At 41.2% G+C, this 26097-nt stretch carries 24 protein-coding genes and 6 pseudogenes; 22 read left to right on the forward strand and 8 right to left on the reverse strand.

All coding sequences use genetic code 11. The features are described 5' to 3' along the window. The first annotated feature begins 2 nt into the window (after positions 1–2). The 3 genes and pseudogenes from G4D76_RS12435 to G4D76_RS17170 all read left to right on the forward strand — a co-directional run bounded on the left by G4D76_RS12435 (position 3) and on the right by G4D76_RS17170 (position 2855). On the forward strand, positions 3–1634 hold the full coding sequence (locus G4D76_RS12435) for a cbb3-type cytochrome c oxidase subunit I (RefSeq protein WP_213810045.1): 1632 nt from the start codon (positions 3–5) through the stop codon (positions 1632–1634). Between the two features lie 119 nt (positions 1635–1753). Then, a pseudogene (locus G4D76_RS15470) lies at positions 1754–2284 on the forward strand (SCO family protein). A 259-nt stretch (positions 2285–2543) separates the two neighbouring features. Continuing rightward, positions 2544–2855 (forward strand): hypothetical protein, encoded by a 312-nt coding sequence (locus tag G4D76_RS17170; RefSeq protein ID WP_371814491.1) that lies wholly within the window; start codon positions 2544–2546, stop codon positions 2853–2855. Here G4D76_RS17170 and G4D76_RS12455 read toward each other — a convergent pair whose 3' ends face one another. From G4D76_RS12455 to G4D76_RS12470, 4 genes and pseudogenes are all read right to left on the reverse strand, one after another. Beyond that, positions 2856–3536: a Crp/Fnr family transcriptional regulator gene (locus G4D76_RS12455; protein WP_213810048.1), complete on the reverse strand. Its 681-nt coding sequence runs from the start codon at positions 3534–3536 to the stop codon at positions 2856–2858. Positions 3537–3623: 87 nt separating this feature from the next. Then, a pseudogene (locus G4D76_RS17175) lies at positions 3624–4321 on the reverse strand (DsbA family protein). A gap of 134 nt (positions 4322–4455) precedes the next feature. Then, a complete protein-coding gene (locus G4D76_RS12465; protein ID WP_371814696.1) occupies positions 4456–4737 on the reverse strand; it encodes a globin domain-containing protein in 282 nt (93 codons plus the stop codon). A 69-nt stretch (positions 4738–4806) separates the two neighbouring features. Continuing rightward, positions 4807–5331, reverse strand: a pseudogene (locus G4D76_RS12470) (CYTH domain-containing protein); the annotation flags it as partial. Between the two features lie 229 nt (positions 5332–5560). Between G4D76_RS12470 and G4D76_RS12475 the strand changes: the two are divergent. The 4 genes and pseudogenes from G4D76_RS12475 to fabI all read left to right on the forward strand — a co-directional run bounded on the left by G4D76_RS12475 (position 5561) and on the right by fabI (position 9244). After that, on the forward strand, positions 5561–6181 hold the full coding sequence (locus G4D76_RS12475) for a GTP diphosphokinase (RefSeq protein WP_026860030.1): 621 nt from the start codon (positions 5561–5563) through the stop codon (positions 6179–6181). Positions 6182–6199: 18 nt separating this feature from the next. Continuing rightward, a pseudogene (locus G4D76_RS12480) lies at positions 6200–6993 on the forward strand (NAD kinase). A gap of 21 nt (positions 6994–7014) precedes the next feature. Further along, complete coding sequence (gene mgtE, locus G4D76_RS12485; RefSeq protein WP_026860032.1) at positions 7015–8394, forward strand: magnesium transporter; 1380 nt, start codon at positions 7015–7017, stop codon at positions 8392–8394. A gap of 82 nt (positions 8395–8476) precedes the next feature. Beyond that, positions 8477–9244, forward strand: a complete 768-nt coding sequence (gene fabI / locus G4D76_RS12490) for an enoyl-ACP reductase FabI (protein ID WP_213810050.1) — start codon at positions 8477–8479, stop codon at positions 9242–9244. Positions 9245–9271: 27 nt separating this feature from the next. On the opposite strand, the gene G4D76_RS12495 is transcribed toward fabI, so the two are convergent. The 3 genes from G4D76_RS12495 to G4D76_RS12500 all read right to left on the reverse strand — a co-directional run bounded on the left by G4D76_RS12495 (position 9272) and on the right by G4D76_RS12500 (position 10634). Next, positions 9272–9556, reverse strand: coding sequence for a 2'-5' RNA ligase family protein (locus G4D76_RS12495; RefSeq protein ID WP_371814492.1), 285 nt, complete (start codon positions 9554–9556; stop codon positions 9272–9274). After that, positions 9528–9779 carry a 2'-5' RNA ligase family protein gene (locus tag G4D76_RS15475; RefSeq protein WP_250129989.1) on the reverse strand — a complete coding sequence of 84 codons (252 nt, stop codon included), beginning with the start codon at positions 9777–9779 and terminating at the stop codon, positions 9528–9530. The genes G4D76_RS12495 and G4D76_RS15475 overlap by 29 nt, the downstream gene beginning before the upstream one ends. Positions 9780–9845: 66 nt before the next feature. After that, positions 9846–10634, reverse strand: a complete 789-nt coding sequence (locus tag G4D76_RS12500) for an alpha/beta hydrolase (protein ID WP_371814697.1) — start codon at positions 10632–10634, stop codon at positions 9846–9848. Between the two features lie 268 nt (positions 10635–10902). Here G4D76_RS12500 and G4D76_RS12505 point away from each other — a divergent pair, with 268 nt between their 5' ends. The 4 genes from G4D76_RS12505 (at position 10903) to G4D76_RS12520 (ending at position 14380) form a co-directional block, all read left to right on the forward strand. After that, positions 10903–11805 (forward strand): AI-2E family transporter, encoded by a 903-nt coding sequence (locus G4D76_RS12505; RefSeq protein ID WP_371814493.1) that lies wholly within the window; start codon positions 10903–10905, stop codon positions 11803–11805. Positions 11806–11905: 100 nt separating this feature from the next. After that, positions 11906–12493 carry a helix-turn-helix domain-containing protein gene (locus G4D76_RS12510; protein ID WP_213810051.1) on the forward strand — a complete coding sequence of 196 codons (588 nt, stop codon included), beginning with the start codon at positions 11906–11908 and terminating at the stop codon, positions 12491–12493. Further along, on the forward strand, positions 12490–13443 hold the full coding sequence (locus tag G4D76_RS12515; RefSeq protein ID WP_213810052.1) for an IS3 family transposase: 954 nt from the start codon (positions 12490–12492) through the stop codon (positions 13441–13443). Before G4D76_RS12510 ends, G4D76_RS12515 begins: the two co-directional genes overlap by 4 nt. Before the next feature lie 160 nt (positions 13444–13603). After that, positions 13604–14380, forward strand: coding sequence for a M23 family metallopeptidase (locus tag G4D76_RS12520; protein WP_213810053.1), 777 nt, complete (start codon positions 13604–13606; stop codon positions 14378–14380). A gap of 27 nt (positions 14381–14407) precedes the next feature. Here G4D76_RS12520 and G4D76_RS12525 read toward each other — a convergent pair whose 3' ends face one another. Then, positions 14408–14800: a hypothetical protein gene (locus tag G4D76_RS12525; RefSeq protein WP_213810054.1), complete on the reverse strand. Its 393-nt coding sequence runs from the start codon at positions 14798–14800 to the stop codon at positions 14408–14410. Positions 14801–15126: 326 nt separating this feature from the next. On the opposite strand from G4D76_RS12525, the gene G4D76_RS12530 reads away from it, so the two are divergent. From G4D76_RS12530 to G4D76_RS12570, 11 genes and pseudogenes are all read left to right on the forward strand, one after another. After that, positions 15127–15825 carry a gluconate 2-dehydrogenase subunit 3 family protein gene (locus tag G4D76_RS12530; protein ID WP_371814494.1) on the forward strand — a complete coding sequence of 233 codons (699 nt, stop codon included), beginning with the start codon at positions 15127–15129 and terminating at the stop codon, positions 15823–15825. A 235-nt stretch (positions 15826–16060) separates the two neighbouring features. Next, positions 16061–17785, forward strand: coding sequence for a GMC family oxidoreductase (locus G4D76_RS12535; RefSeq protein WP_213810055.1), 1725 nt, complete (start codon positions 16061–16063; stop codon positions 17783–17785). Between the two features lie 17 nt (positions 17786–17802). After that, positions 17803–17967 carry a hypothetical protein gene (locus tag G4D76_RS15480; protein WP_250129990.1) on the forward strand — a complete coding sequence of 55 codons (165 nt, stop codon included), beginning with the start codon at positions 17803–17805 and terminating at the stop codon, positions 17965–17967. A gap of 56 nt (positions 17968–18023) precedes the next feature. Next, positions 18024–18649: pseudogene (locus G4D76_RS12540) on the forward strand (twin-arginine translocase subunit TatC). Between the two features lie 130 nt (positions 18650–18779). Continuing rightward, entirely contained in the window at positions 18780–20279 is a 1500-nt protein-coding gene (locus tag G4D76_RS12545; protein WP_213810056.1) for a UDP-N-acetylmuramoyl-L-alanyl-D-glutamate--2,6-diaminopimelate ligase, read from the forward strand. Continuing rightward, the gene (locus tag G4D76_RS12550) at positions 20254–20514 is read left to right on the forward strand and encodes a YueH family protein (RefSeq protein WP_213810057.1); all 261 of its coding nucleotides are present in this window, start codon (positions 20254–20256) and stop codon (positions 20512–20514) included. The genes G4D76_RS12545 and G4D76_RS12550 overlap by 26 nt, the downstream gene beginning before the upstream one ends. Continuing rightward, positions 20498–22050, forward strand: a pseudogene (locus G4D76_RS12555) (peptide chain release factor 3). Before G4D76_RS12550 ends, G4D76_RS12555 begins: the two are co-directional and overlap by 17 nt. Before the next feature lie 260 nt (positions 22051–22310). Continuing rightward, the gene (locus tag G4D76_RS12560) at positions 22311–23081 is read left to right on the forward strand and encodes a TerC family protein (protein ID WP_026860044.1); all 771 of its coding nucleotides are present in this window, start codon (positions 22311–22313) and stop codon (positions 23079–23081) included. 82 nt (positions 23082–23163) lie between these two features. Continuing rightward, positions 23164–24183 (forward strand): S1C family serine protease, encoded by a 1020-nt coding sequence (locus G4D76_RS12565; RefSeq protein ID WP_250129991.1) that lies wholly within the window; start codon positions 23164–23166, stop codon positions 24181–24183. A gap of 14 nt (positions 24184–24197) precedes the next feature. Continuing rightward, positions 24198–24605: a S1C family serine protease gene (locus G4D76_RS15485; protein WP_250129992.1), complete on the forward strand. Its 408-nt coding sequence runs from the start codon at positions 24198–24200 to the stop codon at positions 24603–24605. Between the two features lie 178 nt (positions 24606–24783). Beyond that, the gene (locus tag G4D76_RS12570) at positions 24784–26079 is read left to right on the forward strand and encodes a TrkH family potassium uptake protein (protein ID WP_213810058.1); all 1296 of its coding nucleotides are present in this window, start codon (positions 24784–24786) and stop codon (positions 26077–26079) included. The last annotated feature ends 18 nt before the right edge of the window (positions 26080–26097 follow it).

Raw genomic sequence — 26097 nt, forward strand, 5'->3', positions numbered from 1 at the left:
GCATGGAAAGCATAAGAAAAGTACAGGTAAGTTCTCTGGCACTAACTAACTTTGCGGCCGCGTTCATCCTGCTTTTGCTTGGCGGATTGTTCGGATTAATTCAAGGATTGAACAGAGCGGGAGTGCTTGAAATTGTCGGCGGGCTGAATTATTACGAACTGCTGACTGCACATGGTATCTTTTTAATTTTAGGTTTTACTACATTATTTATGAACGGCTATCTGTATTCAGCTGTAGATTATGTGCTTGGCGGATTATCTAAAACCGTGAGAGTGCTCGGCTGGCTCAGCTTTTCGAGTTTTGTTGCAGGTGCACTGCTAGTTACAGTAATGGTACTTGCAGGCGAAGCAACGGTACTGTATACATTTTACGCACCGATGGCTGCCAGCCCGTGGTTCTACATCGGCCTCGTTTTCGTAGTACTGAGTATCTGGCTGTCCGCAGCAGGTGTATTTATCAGCGCATTCACATGGAAGAAACGGAACAAAGGCAAACATCTTCCGCTGTTCGCATTCTTTGCAGTCGGGGTATACGTGCTCGTGACATTTGGTTCACTTGGCGTGACGTGGGAAGTATTAATGTTGATTCCATGGGCTTTCGGCTGGACTGAGACGATAAACGTCCTGCTTACAAGAACGTTGTTCTGGAGCTTTGGACATACACTCGTTAACGTCTGGTATCTGGTTGCTGTATCTGCCTGGTACATCGTGCTGCCAAAAGTAATCGGCGGTAAAATATTCAGCGATAGCCTCGCAAGACTCGTTGTGATTCTTATTGTATTTCTGAACGTGCCCGGAGGATTCCACCACCAGATTGTGGACCCGGGATTCACTGAAGGCCTTAAGTTTATGCACTTATTTATGAGTCTCGCTATCGGGTTCCCTTCACTGATGACAGCATTTGCACTGTTTGCAACGCTTGAGCGTGCAGGACGTAATAAAGGCGGCAAAGGTCTTTTCGGCTGGTTCTTTAAACTGCCGTGGAAAGACGTTCGCTTCATTACGATAATGCTTGCGATGATTTCATTTATCTTCGGGGGAGCAGGGGGAATTGCGCAGACCAATAATCAGCTGAATCAAGTTGTTCACAACACGATGTGGGTTGTCGGTCATTTCCACGTCACTGTTGGAGTGGCCGTAGTCCTGACATTCTTCGGATTGATGTACTGGCTTATTCCGCATCTGTCGGGACGTATTATGACTTCGAAAATTCATAATCTAGGTATATGGCAGACGATGTTCTGGACAGTAGGAATGTTGTTCATGACAATCTCAATGTCAGCAGTTGGACTGATGGGGTCACCGCGCAGAACGGAGTATACAACATACGGTGATAGTGCAACAGCCCTCGGCTGGGATCCGTACCTGCTGTTTGTCGGTGCAGGCGGAACGCTGCTTTATCGGTCTTTACTGATGGTTTATATAGTGTTTAACTTAATGTTCTTTGCACCAAAAGGTTATACGGAATTTATGGCAGCTTCTGATGAAGGTCTGCACCATACACCAAAATGGACGGAAAACTGGGGACTGTGGGTCGTGCTTGCAATCGTTATTATATCTATGGGATATGTCGTGCCGATTATTGATATTATCGAAAATGCACCGCCGGGTTCACCGCCAATCAGAACATGGTAATACGGAAATTTTAAAGGAGGATGGGTACTGTGAAAAAAGACATTGCTGCAAGTATCGGTATAGTCATATTCGGTATCATCCTCCTGTTTTTTACGACAAACGGGTTTACTGCATTTACAATGGAACAGCAGCGAATCCAGGATTTGCAAACACAGCCGCCTAAGTTTCCGGACATTGAAGTGGTCGATCAGACAGGGGAGTCATTTAACTTTAAAGATTTTGAAGGAAAGCATGTATTAATGACATTCATCTATACGTCATGTGCTGCGGCTTGCCCTGAAATGACGACGAATATGAAGTACGTATACGAGAAGAGACGATAAATACTTCGAAGAAGACCTGATATTTTAAGCGTGTCATTTGATATGGAGCGAGATACAGTTGAAGTACTGGACCGTTATGCTGAATATTTCAACGCAGATCCCGCATCGTGGAAAATGCTAAGAGTACTTGATGATAATGACCTTGAAATACTGCTTGATACTTACGGAGTTACAGTAATACCTGAAGGTGATACTGATTATCAGCATAATACGTCATTTTATATTTTAAATCCTGAAGGGCAATTAACAGAAGTCCTTAATTTTAAAGAGCCGGATATCGCAGCGGAAATTTTGACGGAACATCTTGAAGAACAGGAGGAAAAGTAATGAGACAATTTTACTATGGTCTGGCACTCCTTCTGTTTCTCGCACTGCCGCCTGTCCGTCATCTCATGGAATCTATTATGGCGATGCACATGCACATGCAGATGATGCTGCTGTTCGTTTCAGGACTTCTCATGTCTCCTTTTATACAGAAGAAAATCCCCGGGCTGTTTGCAAAGTTTAACAAAACGGGGTATCCGGGGCTGCTGCTGCTTTTAATTATTCTCTTTTACTGGATGCTGCCGAGAACGATGGATGATCATTGGAAATATGGTCAGTGGAACTGTTCAAGTTTATATCGCTGCCGTTTCTGGCCGGAGTACCTCTCAGGGACAGCTGGCCGAAACTGCGTGAAGCGGCACAGGTTTCATTCTTTCTCATACTTGGTGTTATCTTTTCAGCTTTAAGCTATTTGTATGTCTTTTCGGAAAGTACGCTGTGCAACAACTATTTAATGACAGATCAGAAAACTGTAGGTTACGGTTTTATGTTTCTGGCAGTAAGTATACTGATTTACGTATTGCTGATGCTGTTTACCGATCAGCGGCAGTATTTTGAACAGGATAGCGGGTAGTTATTTTAAAGTAATATAATTATTAATTTTTACTGTATTGAGAATATAGCCCTCTTTATTTTCATACATTAAACCCAGCTTTTTAAACAGTGAAATATTACGGCTGACTGTTTCCCTTGATAAACCGATCATGCTGCCGATATCCTGTTTGGTTACACGAAGTGTAATAAGTGAATTGTCCTCGTCTATATCCTTACCGTAACTGACGGCGAGTCTTAAAATAGATTTCAGCAGCTGTTCATCGGCAGGGTGGAGAATTTTATCATATAGACGGTTTTGCAGGTCGACAATCATCGAACCTAAATATTTAAACATTTTTATCATTATATCACTATGGTTTTTCAGCAGTGTTTCGAAATCTGCTTTTCCAATCATGAGTACTCTGATTTCATTCATCGACACAGCATTGGCGGGATAAGGATCATCACGGAAGATTGCATGATGGGGAACCATTTCCCCGGCGCCGAAAAAATTGACAATCTGTTCACGTCCATCAGCGCTGTATCGGTATACTTTTATGTTGCCATCGATATAAAAAAGAAATATTCCATTTGATCGTGCTGATAAAAAATGATTGGATTTATGGAAATGTCTGATATGAGTAATTTTAGCAATTTCCTGCTGTTCCTCATCAGTCAGCGTGTTAAATATAGTGATTTGAGAGATTAAGTCTTTAAGCATAGATTTCTACCCCCCCTTGTTCCTTCCAGTATAATACAAAAAACGTCCCGTATATGCTGTTTTCAGCTGTACGGGACGTTTTTAAATTTATATTTTAGTCTGCAGCGGAATTGAAGATTGTTTAAGCTGATAAAAAGACTGATTGTTTAAGTTGACTTCATCTATCAGGCGCTGCAGGCGCAGCTTCTTCAGTTCATTCAGCAGTAATCCAGCACGCCATTCGAAAATAGTTTTCAATTCATCAAAACTGACGAGTTCGTGTGCCCTGATGTAGTCGATAATACTCGGAAGCTGTCTTTTTTCTATTTCAATACCAATCAGCTCATTAATAATATAAGTGTAGATGTGATACGGATAACAGCCGTCGACTTTAACGCCTTGTGATTTCACATCGCCCGAGAAGAAGACCATGGCAGGCAGATTTTCGATATCCATTTCCCTGAAGACAGATAAATCGTACTTCAGCATTGCATCGAGTGTCGGCGAGTGCAGGTCCTCATGGAATGAATTTAAATCGATTCCCGCGAGTCTCGCACTCTCTCTATCATATCTTTAGTACAGATTGTATTGACCGGGTTAATCCGGTTAAATATATATCTGATAAAAGCACGGGCCTTTGACTGCCCTTGGATTTCCGCGGCTTTATAAGCAAGCGCAACATTATCATCACTTGCCGTAGACTGAGCCTGGCATTTTGTCAGAACAGACAGCGACGGAGCCAGAATTTTTTTAATAGTAATATGTCCGCGGTATTCAATCAGTAATTTATTGATTATGGGTTCCATAGCAATACAGTCATTTGAAAATGGATCAAAGAAATAAAAGATTTCGACTGTATTATCCGACTGCTCCAATAACAGCAGGTCTTCACTATTATTTTTGCTCACGTATTTCACCTCTGTATTTTTGTTGAAGGCAGTTAATGTTCACTGTTTACCATATGCTTTGCAGTGAGAGTGTAGCGTGCCATCAAATACTCACGTAATTCATCTTCTATCTCGACGTCCAGTATTGCCTGGTTCATATTTTCAAGCCAGGCTTCACCAGCTGCAGGTGAGATTTTAAAAGGCATATGCCTCGCCCGGAGCATCGGATGGCCGTATTGTTCATTATATAAATTCGGTCCGCCGAGGAACTGTGTTTGAAACAGTTTCTGTTTATAAGCAGTTTCGGTAAAATCCTCGGGGAAAAGATGATTAATCCGGTCGTCATTTTAACATAGTCATAAAATATATCTATCATCTTATGGAGCTTTTCCTCACCAATTTCTTTATATGCTAAAGGCATCAGTTAACCCCCTTTTTTGTTTGAGTGTATTGTAAAATCGTGCGCTTTTAACAATTTCTTCTCGTCGTACGATACCATAATTATTAAGAATTTGCGTGAATTCTGCCTTTCCTGTGCCAACATCCGGCGCCTCGAATTCGAGTTCGTAGTCGATCATGCCAAGATAAATGCTCTTATCGAGAACGAGCAGTCCGCTGTGTGAAGGTTTTTCAAAACGTTCAGTAATCAAGGAACCTTGAATAGAAAGGTTATTTGTCGTTATATTACGTTTCGTTAATTGTTCCCGTATATTTTCCGGAATGTTGTTTTCATTTATTATAATACCTTCTGAGAGATCGATATTTGTTAGTCCTGAGTATTCGTAAACGACATGACGTTCATCGGGGATTTTAACAGTCATCAGCTGTTTTTCATCCTGCACTCTTATTCTCAGCATTAATAAATTTTGAATAAGCTGAAGCTCATTATTATCTATGTAGTAGTTTGTTAAATGCATCGGTTTTTCGCCGGAGAAATGATCGTTCTGTTTTTACCGTATTCACTTTCCGTGAGTAAGTTTTTAAACTCTATTTCTTTTTCGAACATCATTACCACTCCTTACAGTTATTATCCTTAAATTTTTTAAACCTGTAAAGCAAACAGATTCTATATATAAGCTTTCACGGAATATGGTAGAAAAATTACGTCAGATGTAAAAAATATCGGCCTTTACAGTGGAGTCTGGAGGATGAATTTAATTGGAAGAATGGAGTATATTTTTAGCCCCGTACAGACAGGCGGTGGAAGAACTGAAAATTAAGCTTAAAGGGATTCGAAAAGACTATCAGATTACGAGTCAATCTTCACCGGTAGAATTTGTAACATCGAGAGTCAAACCCGTACAAAGTATAATAGAAAAGGCGAGTACGAGAAACATTCCTTATGATAATCTGCGTGCACAAATGTACGATATCGCGGGCATACGTATTATGTGCCAGTTTGTTGATGATATTAATGTAATTACAGATCACATCAGGTTACGCGATGATATGAAAGTAATCGAAGAGCGGGATTACATTGAAAATACTAAAGAGAGCGGCTACCGGTCATATCATATTATTATCGAGTATCCTGTTGAGAGTGTGAATGGCAAGATTAATATTCTTGCTGAAATTCAAATTCGTACGCTCGCGATGAATTTCTGGGCAACGATTGAACACACTCTGAATTATAAATATTCAGGAGAGTATCCACCGGAAATTAAAGACCGTCTGCAAAACGCAGCTGAAGCGGCATATTTACTTGATAAGGAAATGTCGGAAATCAGAGAAGAAGTTCAGGAAGCGCAGAAATACTTTTCCAAGAAGCGGAATATATAAATGAAATCAGGTGATGATATGAGATTTGCTATAGTTTCAAAAGGGGATACAAAATCGAATGCACTGACTGATAAGATGATGAATTATATGCTCGGCATGGATATGGTGCTCGATGAAAAGCGCCGGAAATTGTCGTTTCTGTCGGCGGTGATGGTACATTGCTGCAAGCATTTCACCGCTATCAGCATATTGTCGGTGAAGTATCATTTGTCGGTGTGCATACAGGACATCTTGGATTTTACGCCGACTGGGGACAGGATGAAGTTGAACGCCTGATAATGGCGCTGAAAAATGATGACTTTGAAATCGTGGAATATCCGCTTGTTGAAGTGATGATTCATTATGACCAGGTCGGTATGGAAACAAAGTATCTCGCCTTAAATGAAGCAACGCTCCGGATGACGAATGGCTCGACTCTCGTTATGGATGTGGATATTAGAAACCGGCATTTCGAAAGGTTCAGAGGCGATGGCCTGTGCATTTCTACACCTTCAGGTTCGACTGCTTATAATAAGGCGCTTGGCGGCGCAATTATACATCCGTCCATCGAAGCGGTTCAGATGACTGAAATCGCATCGATAAACAACCGTGTTTTCCGGACAGTGGGCTCACCGCTCGTACTGCCGAAACACCATTTCGTCAATGTCAGACCGGTAAACAGTGAAGAATACCAGATGACAATTGACCATGTAAACTTAGTGCATAAAGGTGTAAAATCGATTCAGTTTTCAGTAGCTGAAGAAAAAATACGTTTTGCACGCTTCAGGCCATTCCCGTTCTGGCAAAGAGTGCACGATTCATTCATTTCATAAAAGTTTTTGTTGAGAGTGGGTATGAGTATGTCAAGAGACGACAGAGAAATAGATTTTGAGGCAGTGAGACAGAGTCTGATTAAATATCTTGATGAAGAGAATCTTGATAGTTTCAGAGATATTTTTATGGACCTGCACAATTATGAGCAGGGTGAAATTTATCAGACACTGACAGATGAACAGCGTCACACTTTATATAAGTTTTTAAGTCCCGGGGAAGTGTCGGATTTTTTCGATCTGCTTGAACTTGAAGCGGATGAGTATGAAGAATTGCTGGATAAAATTGATGCCCGTTATGCGGCTCATATTATCGGCGCGATGCAGTATGATAACGCCGTGGATATTTTAAATGAAATATCACGCGAAAAAATGACGACTTACTTACCGCTGATGGACAAGGAAGATGCAGCGGAAATACGCAGCCTGATGAACTACGAAGAAGATACTGCCGGCGGTATTATGACGACGGAAATTGTCAGTATAAACAGCCAGATGACTGTGCGTGAAGCTATGCGCTATTTAAAAGAAATGGCGACGGAGTCAGAAATGATTTATTATCTGTTTGTTACCGATTCGGACAATCGTCTTGCTGGTATTATTTCACTCAGGGAACTGATTGTTGCCGATGATGATGAATACATCGGTGATGTGATGACTGAACGCGTCGTGTCAGTACGTGTATCAGATGACCAGGAAGAAGTCGCGCAAATTGTGCGTGATTACGATTTCCTGGCAGTACCAGTTGTTGATTTCCAAGATCATTTAGTCGGTATCATTACAGCCGACGATATTATGGATGTTATTCATGAAGAAGCCGGAGAAGACTACTCGAGGCTTGCCGGTATGAGTGATAACGAAAGTACATCCGATACTGCAATGGAAACGGCGAAAAAACGTCTGCCTTGGCTGATCGGACTAACGTTTATGGGTATGATCACAGCGTGGATGCTGTCGTTCTTTGAAGATACACTGGCGCGCGTTGTGCTGCTCAGTGCATTTATTCCTGTTATTAGCGGGATGGCGGGGAACACTGGTACGCAGTCGCTCGCTGTTGCAATACGCGGTATTTCGACAGGCGAGATTAAAGAATCCAGCAAATTAAAACTTGCGGGACGTGAACTTGGCTCCGGATTTATTACCGGCATGGTCTGCGGTATTGTTATTTTTCTAATTATTATCGTGATGTACCGCGAACCTGTACTCGGTATTATCGTCAGCGGCAGCCTGATTGCGTCGATGTCAGTTGCGACTATTATCGGTACAGTAGTGCCGCTGTTAATGAATAGAATGGGGATTGACCCGGCTATTGCCAGCGGCCCGTTTATTACGACAGCAAATGATATTATCAGTCTGCTTATATACTTTGCACTGGCAAATGTATTTATGTCGAGCTTATTATAATGATATTTCTTGCAATGGAGCTTAATAAAATGTAGATTAGTAGTAGGTACTAATACTAGGGATGAATTAGGAGGATTTCTGAATGGATTTATCAGGTAAAACATATGTAATTATGGGTGTAGCAAATAAAAGAAGTATCGCCTGGGGTGCAGCGCGTGCGCTGGATAAGATGGGTGCAAAACTTGTATTCACAATTCTAGGCGAACGTTTCCGTAAAGAGCTGGATAAGCTTCTTGTTGACCTTGAAGGCGAGCACGATATTATCGTTGAGTGTGACGTAACAAGTGATGAAGATGTAGCTAAGGCATTTAAAGAAATCGGTGAAAAAACAAATGGCATCGACGGTGTTCTTCACGCAATCGCATTTGCAGATAAAAATGAATTAACTGGCGGATACAGCGAAACTTCACGTGACGGGTTCAAAATGGCACTCGATATCAGTGCTTACTCATTAACGATTGTTTCTAAGTATGCAAAAGAAATTATGAAGGAAAACGGCAGCATCGTAACGATGACTTACCTTGGCGGCGAACGTGCAATGCCTAACTACAACGTTATGGGTGTAGCAAAAGCAGCGCTTGACGCTAGTGTACGTTACCTGGCTTACGATCTTGGCGAGCAGGGAATTCGTGTAAATGCGGTTTCTGCAGGTCCTATCCGTACGCTCAGCTCATCAGCTGTTGGTGAATTCAAATCAATCCTTAAAGAAATCGCAGAACGTGCACCGTTAAAACGCAACGTTGACCAGCTTGAAGTTGGTAACACGGTAGCATTCCTGTTAAGCGATCTGTCTAGCGGTATTACTGGCGAAGTACTTCACGTCGACAGTGGTTACCACATTATGGCATAATAAAAAAACTCCCTTTCGGGAGTTTTTTTATTGGCCTAATTTAAATGTATCTGTAACGTGCCAGATGCCGTTTTCAAGCTGCACACATAAACTGATTTTATCAAGTGTTTCAGAATGTTCGATACCAATCATTTGTAAATGGCTGAGTGTATCTTCAAATTTTTGAGCTGTTTCTTCCTGCGCAAGAGTAAAGTGGGGTACAAACGGATGTGAAGCTTCGCCGTAAAAGTTACCTTCATTAAATGCGTCATGAATTGAATTTAAAGTTTCGTTAGGTTCAACTTTAAAGTAAACAACTTTTTTTTGGAGCAAAACTTGAAACTTTCTTAATTTCAATCTCAGTGGGCTTATGTTTTGAAGCCACACTCTTAACAAATTCTTCAATTTGAGGTTTTTCATGTTCTTCTGCTTCAAAAGCTTCTTTTACTGTAATATGCGGTGCGATATATGAATATCTAGCATCATAACGCTTACGATATTGGTTCACAGTATCCTGAAGTTTTTTAGATGGAAATAATGCTATTCCAAATTTCATTTAAAATGCCTCCCTAAACGATTTGTTTCAAGTATATCATTATACGAAAAAAATTGTATACGTTTTCTATCTAAAAAAATGTTCGAGTACATTTTTTAGTTCCGGTTTCCATGTTTTCCAAATATGACCGCCTTCAAGTTCACGGTATGTGTATTCAAGAGGTTCATTTTCAAGCACGGCATTCAGCTCCCGGTTCGGTGTGAGAAAGTCAGCCTGCTGTCCCATAATAGTTTTAAAATCGTCTTCTTCCAGTCCGATTGTATGGTAAATATTTAAATTAATCAGACTCATGCTGTTTTTAAAACGGCTGATAAACTGCTCGTCGACGAAAGGGCTGAAAGCAAGTACCTGGCTGAACGTATTCGGATATGTCAGTGCAACTGACAGAGCGAAGCTGCCGGCGAGACTCTCGCCCATTAAAAGACGGCTGTTTGCCATTTTTAAAGTTTTAAAGTTATTGTCAATAAAACTGTTAAGCTCACGCCCGACAAAAGTGACGAACTTTTCATGCTGTTCTCCGTTCGGGCTGAAGTAATGATTGCGCCATTCAACTGAAGGATATGGGACACCGACAATGATTGCCCGTTCCAGTTCATCATCAGTTTCCATCTTTTCAATTAATCGCTCAAGCTGTCCGTACTTAAAGAAATCCTGCGAATCGAAAGTAATAATAACATTATATTTATAAAGATCAGAATACGATTTAGGCAGGTAATATTGTATTTCGAATGATTCACCGCAAACCTCCGAGTCAAGGGATGTGGTATGTACTTTTCCTGGTTTTATCCATATTAACGCCTCCTTACATAGTATATTACCAATTTGACGCGCGAGATAACATGTATTTCTGAATATGCTTTATATAGTATGAAATTACAGGCGGTAATGATACAATATGAACAAAATAATATATTTTAGAGGTGCCACCTTATGACTAATAAACTTTGGTTTCAAAGCGGTATAGCACTTATTATTACCTTTGTTATTATTCTTATCGCGATGCAGGTTCAGGTTATTTTTGAACCATTTATTACGATAGTAATGACAATATTTTTTCCGGTATTAATAGGCGGGCTGCTATACTACATAACCGAACCGATTCAGCGCTTTTTAGAAAAACGCAATGCGCACAGACTTGTCAGTATTCTTGCCATTTTTATCATTATTAATAGTTATTGCGATTATTGCGCTGACAGTAGCACCGATGGTAACTGAACAGGTGCAGAATCTAGTATCGAGGCTCCCTATACTGCAAAGTGAAGTGCAGAATTTAACAAACTACTTATTAAGCCAGCGTGAACGGCTGCCATTTGATATCGATTTGCAGTCAGTGACTCAGGATGCGCTCGATATGGGAACTAACGTGCTGAGCGGCTTTGTCTCTAATGCGATTACGATAGTGACAAGCACAGTAAGTGTGCTCTTAACGTTAGTATTAGGGCCATTCTTCTTCTTCTTTATGCTGAAGGATCACCAAAAGTTCATTCCATCTATGACATCACCGTTCAGCGGAACATTCAAACAGTTTTTAATTGAATTATTACATGATATCGATCAGACACTCCGTTCATTTATTCAGGGACAGATGCTGGTATCATTTATCCTTTGTATTATTTTATACATCGGATATACGATTATCGGTTTAGACTATGCACTGCTTTTAGCAATATTTGCACTGTTTATGAATATCGTGCCTTTCGTCGGTCCGTGGGTTGCATTTATTCCTGCCGGCCTGCTTGCACTTATTCAGGATCCGGTAATGCTTATTTGGGTATCACTCATCACGCTGATTGCCCAGCAGATTGAAAGTAACTTAATTACTCCAAACGTTATGGGACAGTCACTCGCACTGCACCCGCTGACGGTAATTACCATCGTTCTTGCTGCAGGGAATATCGCGGGCTTCATTGGTATTCTTGTAGCAATACCGACCTATGCGGTAATTAAAACTATTATCCAGAACATCTGGAGATATCGTACAAACTTGAAAAATACAATGCTGACAGATCTGTCAAAAACCACTTAAATAATGTTGATAAAACCCGTACGGACTCCTTAGTGGAATTGATATGCTCCCCCTAAAGTAGACACTTAAAAAAGTAAACTACTTTAGGGGGAGTTTTCTCTTGAAATCAAACATAAGGTATTCAACGAATGAACTGATTGAATACATCGAGTTATATTTAGATGGCACTTCGTTTCGAGCACTCCGTGAAGATTATGATTTAGATTTAAACGAATCAACCTTCCGACTCTATCTAGATAAATACTTGCAGCATGGGACGACTGGAATACTGAGATCACAAAAGAATCGCAACTATTCAAAAATATTTAAACATCAAGTGGTTCAAGAATACTTCAATAGTAATTTGTCCTATAAAGGTCTCTCTGTTAAATATAATATTCCGAGTGATCGTACGATTAGAAACTGGGTGATGCGATATACTGAAGGCAAAGAGAATCGAACGTATTCTCCAAAACTGGAGGTCTATCAAATGAAAAGTAGAAAGACAACATACGAAGAACGAATCGAGATTGTGGAGTATGTCATCAATCACCAACTATCTTATAAAGACGCTGCAGAAAAATTTAAGGTCAGCTACACTAACGTCTATTCATGGACGAGAAAGTATAACAATTTGGACCGAAAGCACTCGAAGACAATCGAGGTAAGAAGAAGACATCGGAAGCTCAGACGGGTGAAGAACAGTTGAAAGCTGAGATTGAAGCGCTCAGAGTCCGAAATCAGTGGTTAGAAATGGAAGTTGAGACGCTAAAAAAGCAGGAACAAATGGAAAGAGAGTTGATCAAACAAGAATCCGCCAAAAAGCGTCGTACCAAACGGTCGAAGCGGTTAAAACATAAATATCCGATTGTCCATCTTTGCCAGGTGCTGGGGATTTCCAGAGCGAGCTATTATAAATGGCTCAATCGAAAACCTGCACAGTATGAAAATAGAGATCAATCATTGATGACCATGATGTTAGACACATATAATGCGTTAGATGGCATTTATGGGTATCGTCGAATGACGATATACTTGAATCATTACAGACAGGCTAAGGTGAATCACAAACATGTGTATCGACTAATGAAAATGATGAATTTAAAATCGGTCATCCGTAAAAAGAAACGTAGATATAAGAAAGTTAAGCCGGATTATATCGCTGCGAATATACTGAACCGTGAATTTCATGCAGCTAAACCGATGCAGAAACTGGTGTCAGATATTACTGAATTCAGTACGACCGACGGACGTAAAGTCTATTTAAGTGCTGTGTTGGATTTATGCACGAATAAAATCATTGCGCATCACATGGACACGCACAGCGAACAATCTCTGGTGACTCAGACATTCAAACAAATAGAGTCACAGATCATCGGAGGTCAAACCATCATTCACACAGACCGTGGTTCCCAATACACTTCTCATGCGTTTCATCATTTTATTAAACACACCCAATCCATTCATAGTATGTCGCGTCCAGGTAAGTGCATTGATAACGGACCGATTGAAAATGTTTGGGGCATTATTAAGTCTGAGAAGTATTACTTAAATTCATACGATACTGTTGAGACTCTTAAACAGGATATCAATGCGTACATCAAATTTTATAATACGCAGCGTGTCACTTTGAAGATGGGCTTAAAGATACCCGCATAAAAAAACGCACACGACAAACGTCGTGTGCGACCAAAATACTATTTGTTTTTTTACCTGTCTACTTGACAGGGAGCAGTTCAAATCCCGTACGGGTTTTTCGTTTGTCCTTTTCAAGTGTCCTGACCGATATACAGGTTAGAACGTAAAAAGGAGGAGACAAATGAATCCTATAGCATATTTAGTGAGTCATGGATTTAAAGTTACATCTGATCCAGCGAAGTATAAAAGCGGCATCTGGGGACTCAGAAATTATACGGTAAATGGATATAATTACGACAATTACTGCGGCGGCTACCACAGAGCTTACGATCTTGTGAAGTATGACCGGGCACCAATTCCTGCAGTGTTTGACGGCATGGTTACTGCCGGTACGAACAGTTACGGTAATTTTGGCGGTACTGTAGTTATTGCTAATAAAAATTTGGGCTTCCAGGCAATCTACGGACATTTAGCCCGCCCGCTCACGGTGCGTCCAGGACAGCATGTAAAAGCGGGGGATATTATCGGTTATCAGAGCAATACTAATTACCAGAACGTCAGGATGGACAGCCATCTTCATATTCAATTTCAAAGATACGGTTATATAAACGGGGAACGGGATTTTGTCTGTACAGGTATTAATCCGCTGACGATAAACGTCGATAAAAAGGGGTATACCGCGGCCTGGCTGTGGAGCGGCACTTTTACTTCCAAAAAAGTTATAAATATACGTGGATTTCCATCTTTAACTGGAACGAGAGTTGGTTTTACGAATGAGAAAATGAAATTTTATTTCGATAAGCTGTATGATAACGATGGCTACTGGTGGATCAGGAGTAAATACAAGGAGCGTACAGTGTTTATCGCGTGCGGAAAGAAGGTTTCGGGGGTTGTGTTTAAAGAGACAAAACTTTACGGGACAATAAGCGGACTGAATACTGCAAAGGGAAAAGAATAAGAAATCAAAAAATCCATGCGCACCTGATTAAGGCTGCGTATGGATTTCTTTGTCGTTAGTTATATCGTGAAGTATTTTGTTAATCTGCACCTGGTTTACTGCTTCCATTAAGAAATACGCAATAATAGCATAAACGATAATACCGCCGATTAAGAGCAGGTTACTTTGAATGACGCCCAGCAGAACAGCGGGTAAGAATACAGCGAGAGTAAAAAGAACGAGCATAATGATTCTGTTTGAGCGGATGCTGCGCTGAGCATCTTTCAGTCTGGAATCGTACTTCTTATTCACTTTGTCCATGTTTACGTAACGGTCATCATTGTAGACATTAGTAATGTTTACCTTGCCGTGCAGATCGTCTTCCATGAAACGTAAATCCATATGGCTGTTATTCCATGTTAGTAAGTTAAAGAATGACATAAAATTTCCACCACCTATGTTAAAATTGTCAAATTTAGTATATAATCTAATCATATTATTTTAGAAGGGTGGTCAATAAGTCTTACAGCACACCTGAATAATATAAGTATTTGAATGACAGGTGAACTTCTAACTGACTACTTCTGCAATATAATTAATTTCAGCAGAACAGTTCTTACATTATACCACTATTGCTGTAGTGGTATGCAGTATTATATTGTTATAACACAAATACATTTTATTTGAGATGTGTAATTTAGCAATATACAAATTAAAAAATAAGTATATAATATATAATTAATCACTCTAACTAGGAGGAGTAGAAAATGGCAAATAAACCGAAAGAAAAGCAGTTTTCAAGACGTGACTTCTTAAAAACGACTGGTGTGGCAACAGGTGGAATCATCGGAGGTTCTTTACTTGGAGGACTGGTCGGATTCAATCTAGACGGATCATCTTCCGAAGAGGATGCGGCAACTACAGAAGATACGGCTTCAGAAGAAACTTCAACGGGAAGCAATACAGGCGGATTAACAGATAACTCACGTGTATTCTTCCATAACGATTTAGACTTCAATACTGTATCTGCAGCAATGGAACGCATTTTCCCGGAAAGTGAATCAGGACCGGGAGCAATCGAACTGGGCTGTGCATTTTACTTAGACGGCCAGCTTACAGGACAGTACGGCTTTAACTCTAAAGAATACATGCAGGGACCTTTCAGAGAGCCGCTGCCTACACAGGGTTACCAGTCAAATTTAAATCGCCGAGACTACTTTATGCTTGGTATTAACAAACTTAATGAAGAAGCGAACAGCCGTCACGAAACGGACTTCCCGGATCTTGAAGATGATCAGATGGATGACATCCTGACTGATTTTGAATCGGGAGAGGTTGATTTAGGCGTGCCGGCGCATACAGCTACGGCGAGTTATTTCTTTACGATGCTGCGTGCAGCAACAATCGAAGGAGCTTATGCAGACCGGTATACCGCGGAAACCGCGATATGGCCGGCTGGAAAATGAAAAAATACCCTGGACATCAAATGTCATTTATTCAGTACATTGAAGATGATGAGTTCCATGAAATTGAGCCGGAACCGGTATTCGGCATGGCTGACTAATATATTGGCCAATAATTCACAGACTCTGATGAAATTCATCGGAGTCTGGATTTGATTAAATGACAAATCCAGACTGAGAATAACTGAGAGGATTGTTAAAAGAATCCAGTATTTAAATTTTTTAAGGAGGAAAATTTATGGTAACAACGTTAGATAAAGTAGATGTAGTAACAGTAGGAGTCGGCTGGACAGGCGGTATTATCGCAGCAGAAGCAACTAAAGCAGGCTTAACAGTGATGGGACTTGAGCGCGGGAAAAAACGCGGTACAGCAGACTATCAGCATGTGCACGATGAGCTGAAATACGCAGTACGTTATGAATTAATGCAGGATATAGCAAAAGAAACGATTACTTTCAGAAATAACAAAGATCAAAAAGCTCTGCCAATGCGCCAGCAGGGTTCATTCCTGCTAGGTGATAATCTCGGCGGAGCAGGAACACACTGGAACGGACAGACGTGGAGATTTTTACCTTATGATTTTGAAATTAAATCGATGACAGAAGAGCGCTACGGTAAAGAGAAACTGCAGGAAGATGACGGCTACCAATTTGAGGACTGGGGAATTACATACGATGAACTCGAGCCGTACTTCAATACATTTGAAAAAACCGCAGGTATTTCAGGTGAAGACAACCCTCTTGGAGGGAAACGTTCGGAGTCATATCCGACTCCGCCGATGTTAAAATCACGTATGCTCAGAATGTTTGAAGAAGCTGCGAATAATATGGAGCTTAACCCTATTATGATGCCGTCTGCAAACCTTAGCCAGCAATACGAAAACCCTGATGGCGAAACGATTAATGCTTGTCAGTACTGTGCTTTTTGTGAACGTTTTGCCTGTGAGTTTGACGCGAAAGCAACACCTGAGATTACAGTAATTAAAACGGCACAGAAAAGCGATAATTTCACACTGCGTACACATGCTAACGTTGTTGAGATAATAACAGATGAAGACGACGATACGAAAGTATCAGGTGTGAAATTTGTCGATACATTGACGGGGGAAGAATTTATTCAGCCGGCAGAAATTGTCGCTCTGACTAGCTACATCTTTAATAACTATAAACTGCTTGCTGTGTCGGATATTGGTGAACAGTATGATCCTGAAACCGGCAAAGGTTCGCTCGGACGTAATTACTGTTACCAGATTTTCGGCGGCGCAACTGGATTCTTTGAGGAGCAGTTCAATACATTTATGGGTGCCGGTGCACTCGGTATGGCGCTGGATGATTATAACGGGGATAATTTTGATCACGAAGACTTAGACTTCCTGCACGGCGGAAACATGGCGATAACTCAAACCGGTGCGAGACCGATACTTAGTAATCCCGTTAAAAGCGGAACAGCATCATGGGGCGAAGAGTTTAAAGAAGAATCTATTAAAAACTATACACGTGTGTTATCTGTTTCAGGTCAGGGAGCAACAAGTCCTCACAAGGATAACTATTTGAGCATGGATACAGAGTATAAAGATGCCTTTAATGTGCCGCTGGTACAGCTGACTTATAATTTTACTGATCAGGACAGAGCCAGACAGAAATATCTTGCTGAACGTGCAGGTGAAATCCTGGAAGAAATGGGCGCGTCCCACGTTGATCTTTCAGCTGAGCTGACAGATTACAATATCGCACCCTACCAGTCAACGCATAATACCGGAGGTACGACAATGGGTGCTGACCCTGAAACAAGTGTGGTAAACAACTATCTGCAGCACTGGGACCGCGATAATTTATTCGTTGTCGGTGCCGGGAACTTCCAGCACAACAGCGGCTACAACCCGACTGCAACAGTAGGAGCACTTGCATACCGCTGTGCAGATGGTATTATTAAATATGCTGAAGATGGCGGACGCCTAGAATAAGAATAAGGTGATGTATAATGGAACCGAAGAATAATGAGAATCGGGATCCTGATAACAAACATGTAAATAATGAACCTGAACTCGTCTCTAAACGTAAAAAGGTAACGAAAGAGGAGCCGTATGCCCCGCTGACCGATCATCTTGAGGATTTAAGATCAGTCCTGATTAAGTCTCTGCGGTGACGATTACAATATGGTTTCTAATTATCTTTTCAACTGTCGGCTGGTGGTTTCCTGTCGTGTCAAAAGGTGCGGAAATCGTCGTTCTCGGACCGTTTGAAGTCATCCGTTTCTATTTAAGAACAGCCGGGGCTATCAGCATTGGGTTTTCCATCCCGTTTATATGCTGGTTCCTGTGGCAGTTTATGAGACCGGGTCTTGTGGACAAAGAAACACAATTCCTGAAAGGCTCGCTGCCGGTTATGCTGCTGCTTTTGTAACCGGTTTGTCCTTTGGGTATTTTATCGTTCACCCGTTAAGCTACTTCTTCCTTATTGAAATGGGAGAGCAGAATTTTAATGTACTTGTAACAGCGGATGAATATATGTCGTTCTTATTAATAACGACGATACCGTTCGGACTGGTTTTCCAGCTGCCGGTTGTCGCATTATTCCTGCATCATATTGAGCTTTTAACTGTTGAAGTAATGACGACGATGCGTAAATATGCATATTTCACACTGCTTGTTATTACAGCGCTGATTGCACCGCCTGATGTGTTTACACACCTGGTGACGCTGATTCCGATGATTCTTTTATATGAGCTGAGTATTATTCTGATTAAGAGAAAAGAACGGAAAGCAGCAGCAAAAGCGGCTAAAGAAGAAAAAGCCAAAGAGAAAAAAGAAAAAGAAGAACATAAATAAAATAATATTTAAACAAGCGGATTCGGCATTATTGCCCAGTCCGCTTGTTTTTTAATGAAAAACGACATAACTCTATCTTTAAACAGGTATTTTCATGTATAATTATTTAAGTTGAAAGGTGGTAACTGAGATGAAATCAAATATGCTTCTATCTCTTTTGAAGATAAAAACCACGTACGGAAATTTTCCGGAGACTGTAAAAGATATCACAGCAGATTCCCGGGAAACGCACGACGCTGCTGTATTTGTAGCAATAAAAGGACATCAGACCGACGGACTCGATTACATAGAAGATGTAATTAAACGCGGCTGCCGTTTTATTATAGCGGACAGATATGTAGAACTGTCTTCAGATATCGGCCTGCTGGTAGTGAAAGACCCGTCAAAAACTGCAGCATTATTTGCCGAATACATTTATGATTTTCCACACGAATCCCAGACGATGATCGGTGTGACCGGAACGAACGGCAAGACGACAGTTTCGATGATGATTCATAATCTGAGTATGGCACTCGGTACTAAAAGTGCTTACCTTGGAACGAATGGATTCATGATTAATGAGACGCATATGGTGTCAGCTAATACTACACCGGAAACAACACGGCTTCATAAACGCATAAAAGAAGCGCATGAAAATGATACTGAGGTTTTTACGATGGAAGTGTCATCGCACGGTTTAAAACTTGGGCGTACTTTCGGCATCAACTTTGATATTGCGATATTTACGAACTTGACGCAGGATCATCTGGATTTTCATAACAGCATGGATGAATACGGGCATATTAAAGGCCTGCTGTTTTCACAGCTTGGGCAGGATGTAAAAAAACATAAATACGTCATCTTAAATAACGATGATGCATGGTCTTCAGTGTATAAAGACATGACGCCGTTTGAAACGATTTCATACGGCATGGACAGCACAGCTGATTTTTACCCATCGGATATTCAGGGCAGCCTTGAAGGATTTAAATTTACATTGAATACACCGGAAGGCAGCTTTGAAGTAAATTCTCCTTTTGTCGGGGAATATAACATCCAGAATTTAATGTGCGCAGTTATTAGTGAATGGCTGCAGGGTTATGAGATTGAACGTATTTTATCGGCAGTACCTGCAATGAAACCGGTTGAGGGCAGACTTGAAGTACTCGATCCGACATTGCCGATAGATATTATAATAGATTTTGCACATACGCCGGATGCGCTCAGTAAAGTAATCAATTCAGTGAAGCCGTTTGTGACAGGCAGATTAATTTGTCTGATTGGTATGACAGGAGAACGGGATTATTCAAAAGGCGCCGAAATGGGTGCCATCGCAACGCTTGCGGATTATGCCGTATTCACTCCTGATAACCCGGCGAATGACGATCCTGAAATGCTTGTAAAACTGCTTGAAGAAGGAGCAGTCCACGATAATCATGTATCCTATACAGACAGGGAAGAAGGAATTATCCACGCAGTGGATATTGCAGAACCCGGGGATACGATTATTCTTGCATGTAAAGGACGGGAACCATACCAGATTATGGAGAACTACGTTAAAGTGCCGCACAGAGATGACTTAATTGCATTGGATGCCGCATACAGAAAATACCGGAGTGAAGAATATGTTAACAACAACGGTACAATTTAGCGGAACAGCATGTCCAGTTTATATTTCAGAATATGAAAAAACTTATATTGTCAGCATACCAGAATTGGCATTCAGTATGCAGATGGATAATAATCTCGGTGACGAAGAGATGGCTGATGAGCTGATTATCCATCTCTTTACGCTGCTTGATGAAGATGACAGTGAACATGCCGCAAAAGTAATACTATCAGTAATAAGAACTGAGCAAGGAGACAATAATGGAAATAAAAGATGAAATACAAAAACGTAAAACGTTTGGGATTATATCCCACCCGGATGCCGGAAAGACGACGCTGACAGAAAAGCTGCTGTTATTCGGCGGCGCTATTCGAGAAGCGGGGACGGTCAAAGGTAAGAAGACCGGTAAATTCGCAACGAGTGACTGGATGAAAGTAGAGCAGGAACGCGGAATCAGTGTCACGAGTTCGGTGATGCAATTCGACTTCGACGGCTATAAAATAAATATTCTTGATACACCGGGGCACGAAGATTTCTCGGAAGATACGTACCGTACATTAATGGCAGTCGATTCGGCAGTTATGGTTATCGATGCAGCTAAAGGTATCGAGCCGCAGACATTAAAACTTTTTAAAGTTTGTAAGATGCGCGGCATTCCTATTTTTACATTTATTAATAAATTGGACCGCGTCGGTAAAGAACCGTTCGAACTGCTTGAAGAAATTGAATCAACACTGGAGATTGAAACTTATCCAATGACCTGGCCAATCGGTATGGGGCCAAGTTTCTTTGGTATCATTAACCGCCGCGAGCGGACGATCAATCCTTTTAGAGAAGATGGTAAGTTGACACTGGACGATGATTATCAGCTGACTGAAAGCCATAAGATTGAAGAAGATTCAGCATACAGAGATGCAATTGATGAATTTATGCTGGTGGAAGAAGCGGGAGACGATTTTGATGAAGAAAAAATTGCATCAGGCGATCTGACACCGGTATTCTTCGGTTCGGCATTATCGACATTTGGTATTGAAGAGTTCCTCGACACTTACGTTGACTTTGCACCTGAGCCGACCGGCCGTGAAACGACGGATGGAACGGAAGTAAGTCCGACAGACGAAGATTTTTCAGGGTTTATCTTTAAAATTCAGGCGAATATGGATCCGAGACACCGCGACCGTCTTGCTTTTATGAGAATTGTTTCAGGTAAATTTACGCGCGGTATGGATGCGGTACTTGACCGCACTAAAAAGAAGACAAAAATCTCGCGTGCCACGATGTTTATGGCTGATGATAAAGAAACAATCGATGAAGCATATGCCGGTGATATTATCGGGTTATACGATACAGGCAACTATCAAATCGGGGTCACTCTATACAGTGGGAAACCGCGTGATTTTGCTGCACTGCCTCTGTTCACGCCGGAATTATTTATGTTTCTGCTAAGAACGTTATGAAACAGAAGCATTTCTATAAAGGTATCGAACAGCTTGTACAAGAAGGTGCGATTCAGTATTACAAATCAATGCATACGAATCAGCCAATCTTAGGGGCGGTCGGACAGCTTCAGTTTGAAGTGTTCGAGCACCGTATGAAAAATGAGTATAATACGGATATCGTTATGGAGCCTGTCGGCAAGAAGATTGCCCGCTGGGTTGAGAATGAGGAAGATATTAAAGATTCAATGAACTCGCCGCGTGCAAACTTAGTGTACGACCGCTTTGATAAGCAGGTTTTCCTGTTTGAAAATGAATTTGCCATGCGCTGGTTCTCGGATAAGTATCCTGAAATTAAACTGTACAGCCTGCTGTAAATAAAATTTCACTTTACTTTTTATATTTAATAAATTATATTTAGTAAGAATTAAAAAACACTTATAACGAACCTGTATTTTAAGGGGAGTAACGAATAGGAAACTATCAGTGTATCGTCATTACGGAGAAATCCCGGTACATTGAGCAATATAAATTATTGTATCGTGAGACCTTAACAGACAGTGCTGTGCAGATTGTATGCACAGACTGGCCTGTTTAGGTCTCTTTTTGTGTTTGAAATAAAAAGGAGGAAATAAAAATGGATACAGCTGTATTACTGGAATATGCATGGGTCCTGATTGTATTAATCGGTCTGGAAGGTTTACTGGCAGCAGATAACGCTGTCGTACTTGCGGTTATGGTACGTCATTTAGATCCTGTAAGAAGAAGAAAAGCATTGTTTTACGGACTGCTCGGAGCATTTGTGTTCCGCGTTATTGCGATATTATTACTCGTTTGGCTCGTACAATGGTGGTGGGTTCAAGGATTAGGTGCGCTGTACTTATTCTACGTCTCAATATCACACTTAATTGCTATTAGAAAACATAAGGACAAAAGTGCTGATGATCTAATTGGAGAGCAGAAAGATAAGAAACAATCAGGATTCTGGATGACTGTTTTCAAAGTTGAGCTCGCGGATATTGCATTCGCAGTAGACTCAATTTTAGCTGCAGCAGCGATTGCACTTGCATTGCCTGCAGTCGGCGGGGATTTCTTCGGAATTAACGCAGGACAGTATACTGTAATGCTTATCGGTGGACTTATCGGGGTAATCATTATGAGATTCTTCGCTAACTATTTTGTTGAACTTCTTGCGAAACGTCCATCACTTGAAATTGCCGCATTCGTTATCGTCGGCTGGGTAGGGGTTAAACTGGCAGTACTGACACTAGCACACGAAGCAGTTGGAATTATTCCGGCTGAATTCCCTCATTCAACAACCTGGAAAATTATCTTCTGGTCTGTAATGTTAATCATCGTTCTTGTCGGCTGGTTCGGCGGCGGTAAGAAAGAAGAAACTGAAAAATAAGCATAGTTTTAAACGTATAATTGGCATGAATTTTTAAAAGGCCTTATAATTACTTGTAAAGTATGCAGATGGAGTGATTATTATGAGTGATGAAAGAAAACGTCCGATTGACAGAGAAAAATACAGACGGACAGCAAGAAATTTCACGGATAAAAATCAATCAGCTGAAGAAGCGGAAAATCAGTTTGAATTTACAAGGTCACGTGAAGAGCAGCGGGAGTTCGGCGCAGATAATGATACTTACGATAATAGAGAAGTACATGATTCTGCAGAAGAACCTGAGAGAGATTCGAATTACCGTACTGTAACAGAAAAACAGAAAAATTCCGGCGGAGGCGGCTTTAAATCATTTTTACTGCCGCTGCTCGCAGGGATTATCGGTGCACTTCTCGTGCTCGGTGCGTATCTTTTATTTACGGGCACAGACGAAGAAGAGAGCGCAGAACAGCAAACGGACGAAGAGGCGGCATCCGAAGTGGATTCCAATCAGGATTTATCTGAAGTAAAACAACAGCTTGAAGAAGAAAATGCCGATAAGTTGATTACAGATACAACAGCAGCCGTACAAAAAGCAAAACCGGCAGTTGTATCAGTGATTAACATGCAGCGTATTCAGTCAATTATACCCGGAATTAATACCAGTTCCGACGAGGCAGAAGAAGCGGGCAGCGGTTCCGGTGTAATTTATAAAACAGAAGGCGATATTGCCTATGTAGTAACAAATCAGCATGTGGTCGACGGTGCTGAAGAGATTAAAATTAATCTGGAAAGCGGAGACTCAGTTGATGCAGAGCTCGTCGGTTCGGATATCTGGACAGATCTTGCGGTTCTGAGCATTCCATCAGACGTCGTAGAAACGACGATTGAATTTGGAGAAAGCAGCAATCTGCTTGTCGGTGAACCGGCAATTGCGATTGGTTCACCGCTTGGTGAAATGTTCTCCGGTTCAGTATCACAGGGGATCATTTCAGGTCTTGACCGTTCTGTTCCCGTCGACCTTGACGGAGACGGCTCAATAGATTGGGAAGCGAGCGTTCTTCAGACTGATGCAGCAATAACCCAGGTTTCCGGGGGGGCTCTGATAACGCTAACGGGCGTTTAATCGGTATTAACTCTATGAAGATTGGAATTGCTTCAGTCGAAGGCATCGGTTTTGCAATTCCCGTTGATGAAGTGAAGGAAGTTACGAGTCTGCTGGAGGAAAATGGTGAAGTGACAAGGCCGTTCCTCGGTATAACATTGCAGGATCTGCTGAATGTTGCATCATCACCTGTGTACGATCAGCTGCAGCTGCCAGAGGAAGTTAAAGGCGGCGTAATAATCAGCGGTGTACAGGAAAATTCTCCTGCTGCACAAGCTGGACTGCAGGAACTCGATGTTATTACTCATCTTGACGGCGAACCAATTAACAATATGGTTGAATTGAGACAGCATCTGTATTATGCGAAAGCAGCCGGTGAAGAAATGACAATCGACTTTTACCGTAATGGTGAACAGCAGTCGGCTACTGTAGTACTTGAATAATTAAAAATAATTTTAACGGAATCCCGCTCAGGGATTCCGTTTTTTTTAATCGGCAGAAGGTTTTTTATTGTATAATGTGGCTATAATCTTTTATTAACTGATTTTTGGATTGGGGATAGTCTTTTTGAGAAAATTACGACGGTGGTTTACAAACTTGAGCCCACAAAGAGGCATACTGATGTATTATTTTCTAGCTTTAGCTGCAGCAGCAGCATTATTAAGTCTTCCAGTATTTTATCAGGGAGATGGAATTCCATTTATCGATACACTGTTTGTCGCGGCATCGGCAATTTCTGTTACCGGTTTAAGCACAGTGACAATTGTGGAAACATTTAATATCCCCGGATACATTCTGCTGATGTTCTTAATGAATCTTGGGGGTATCGGAATAATGGCAGTCGGCACACTGCTCTGGATTTTACTCGGCCGGCGCATCGGAGTCAGAGAACGGCGTCAGATTATTGCCGACAATGCACAGTATAAAATGTCAGGGGCAGTGAAGCTTGTTCTCGATATTATTACGCTGCTTATCGTTGTAGAGATATTCGGTGCAATAATATATTTTTCGTACTTTTATATTCAGTCGGGTGATTTTGCACATGCACTGCTCCATGGTACATTTTTATCTGTATCCGCAACGACGAACGGCGGACTCGATTTGTACAGTAATTCTTTAACACATCTTGAAGGGAATTTATTTATTGAAATACCTGTGATGTGTCAGATTATATTAGGTGCAATCGGTTATCCGGTGTTGATTGAGCTGAAGCACTTCTTCAGCAAACACTCACCGGGCTTCCGCTTTTCATTATTTACGAAAGTTACAGCATCAACATACGGCATACTGCTCCTGATTGGTACGGCTTTAATATTTCTCCTCGAGTCCGCTAAATACTTTGAAGATAAAAATATTCTGTCGTCAATAATGACGAGTATGTTTTTATCAGCAAGTACAAGGAGTGGGGGGATAACAACTGTTAGTGTGGAACAGATGACGGAAACAACGCAGCTTATTATGAGTGTGCTTATGTTTATCGGTGCATCACCGTCCAGTGCCGGCGGGGGAATACGGACGACAACATTTGCTATACTGATACTGTTCCTTATATCTTTCTCAAGAGGGCGTCAGCACATTAATGTGTTTCAGAGAAGGATTGCAAAAAAAGATATTGAACGGGCATTTGCAGTATTTATTCTCGCTGTCGGTCTCGTTTTCGCTGGTATTCTGACAGTATTAATTGTAGATGGACATCAATTTACACTGACCCAGATTATTTTTGAAGTAACTTCAGCTTTCGGCACGACGGGTACATCGACGGGAATAACTGAAGATTTATCAACCTTGAGTAAACTAGTAATCATGTTATTTATGTTTATCGGCAGAATAGGATTTGTTTCATTCTTACTGTCAATCGCAGGCAGACAGCGAGAACTGACTTATAAATACTCTGAAGAACGCCTGATGGTAGGCTAAATCAGCAGGGAGTGAACT

The sequence above is a fragment of the Jeotgalicoccus sp. WY2 genome (assembly GCF_018437745.1).
GTDB lineage: Bacteria > Bacillota > Bacilli > Staphylococcales > Salinicoccaceae > Jeotgalicoccus > Jeotgalicoccus psychrophilus.

What these genes read in the sequence shown, in the direction of transcription:
- G4D76_RS12505 (WP_371814493.1), top strand. Translation starts at nt 10,903, where the DNA reads ATGCGCACAGACTTGTCAGTATTCTTGCCATTTTTATCATTATTAATA.
- G4D76_RS12525 (WP_213810054.1), bottom strand. Translation starts at nt 14,800, where the DNA reads ATGTCATTCTTTAACTTACTAACATGGAATAACAGCCATATGGATTTA.
- G4D76_RS12565 (WP_250129991.1), top strand. Translation starts at nt 23,164, where the DNA reads ATGAGTGATGAAAGAAAACGTCCGATTGACAGAGAAAAATACAGACGG.
- G4D76_RS12545 (WP_213810056.1), top strand. Translation starts at nt 18,780, where the DNA reads ATGAAATCAAATATGCTTCTATCTCTTTTGAAGATAAAAACCACGTAC.
- G4D76_RS12550 (WP_213810057.1), top strand. Translation starts at nt 20,254, where the DNA reads ATGTTAACAACAACGGTACAATTTAGCGGAACAGCATGTCCAGTTTAT.
- G4D76_RS15480 (WP_250129990.1), top strand. Translation starts at nt 17,803, where the DNA reads ATGGAACCGAAGAATAATGAGAATCGGGATCCTGATAACAAACATGTA.
- G4D76_RS12535 (WP_213810055.1), top strand. Translation starts at nt 16,061, where the DNA reads ATGGTAACAACGTTAGATAAAGTAGATGTAGTAACAGTAGGAGTCGGC.
- G4D76_RS12455 (WP_213810048.1), bottom strand. Translation starts at nt 3,536, where the DNA reads ATGCTTAAAGACTTAATCTCTCAAATCACTATATTTAACACGCTGACT.
- G4D76_RS12560 (WP_026860044.1), top strand. Translation starts at nt 22,311, where the DNA reads ATGGATACAGCTGTATTACTGGAATATGCATGGGTCCTGATTGTATTA.
- G4D76_RS15475 (WP_250129989.1), bottom strand. Translation starts at nt 9,779, where the DNA reads ATGAAATTTGGAATAGCATTATTTCCATCTAAAAAACTTCAGGATACT.
- G4D76_RS12520 (WP_213810053.1), top strand. Translation starts at nt 13,604, where the DNA reads ATGAATCCTATAGCATATTTAGTGAGTCATGGATTTAAAGTTACATCT.
- G4D76_RS12570 (WP_213810058.1), top strand. Translation starts at nt 24,784, where the DNA reads ATGTATTATTTTCTAGCTTTAGCTGCAGCAGCAGCATTATTAAGTCTT.
- G4D76_RS15485 (WP_250129992.1), top strand. Translation starts at nt 24,198, where the DNA reads ATGAAGATTGGAATTGCTTCAGTCGAAGGCATCGGTTTTGCAATTCCC.
- G4D76_RS12435 (WP_213810045.1), top strand. Translation starts at nt 3, where the DNA reads ATGGAAAGCATAAGAAAAGTACAGGTAAGTTCTCTGGCACTAACTAAC.
- fabI (WP_213810050.1), top strand. Translation starts at nt 8,477, where the DNA reads ATGGATTTATCAGGTAAAACATATGTAATTATGGGTGTAGCAAATAAA.
- mgtE (WP_026860032.1), top strand. Translation starts at nt 7,015, where the DNA reads ATGAGTATGTCAAGAGACGACAGAGAAATAGATTTTGAGGCAGTGAGA.
- G4D76_RS12530 (WP_371814494.1), top strand. Translation starts at nt 15,127, where the DNA reads ATGGCAAATAAACCGAAAGAAAAGCAGTTTTCAAGACGTGACTTCTTA.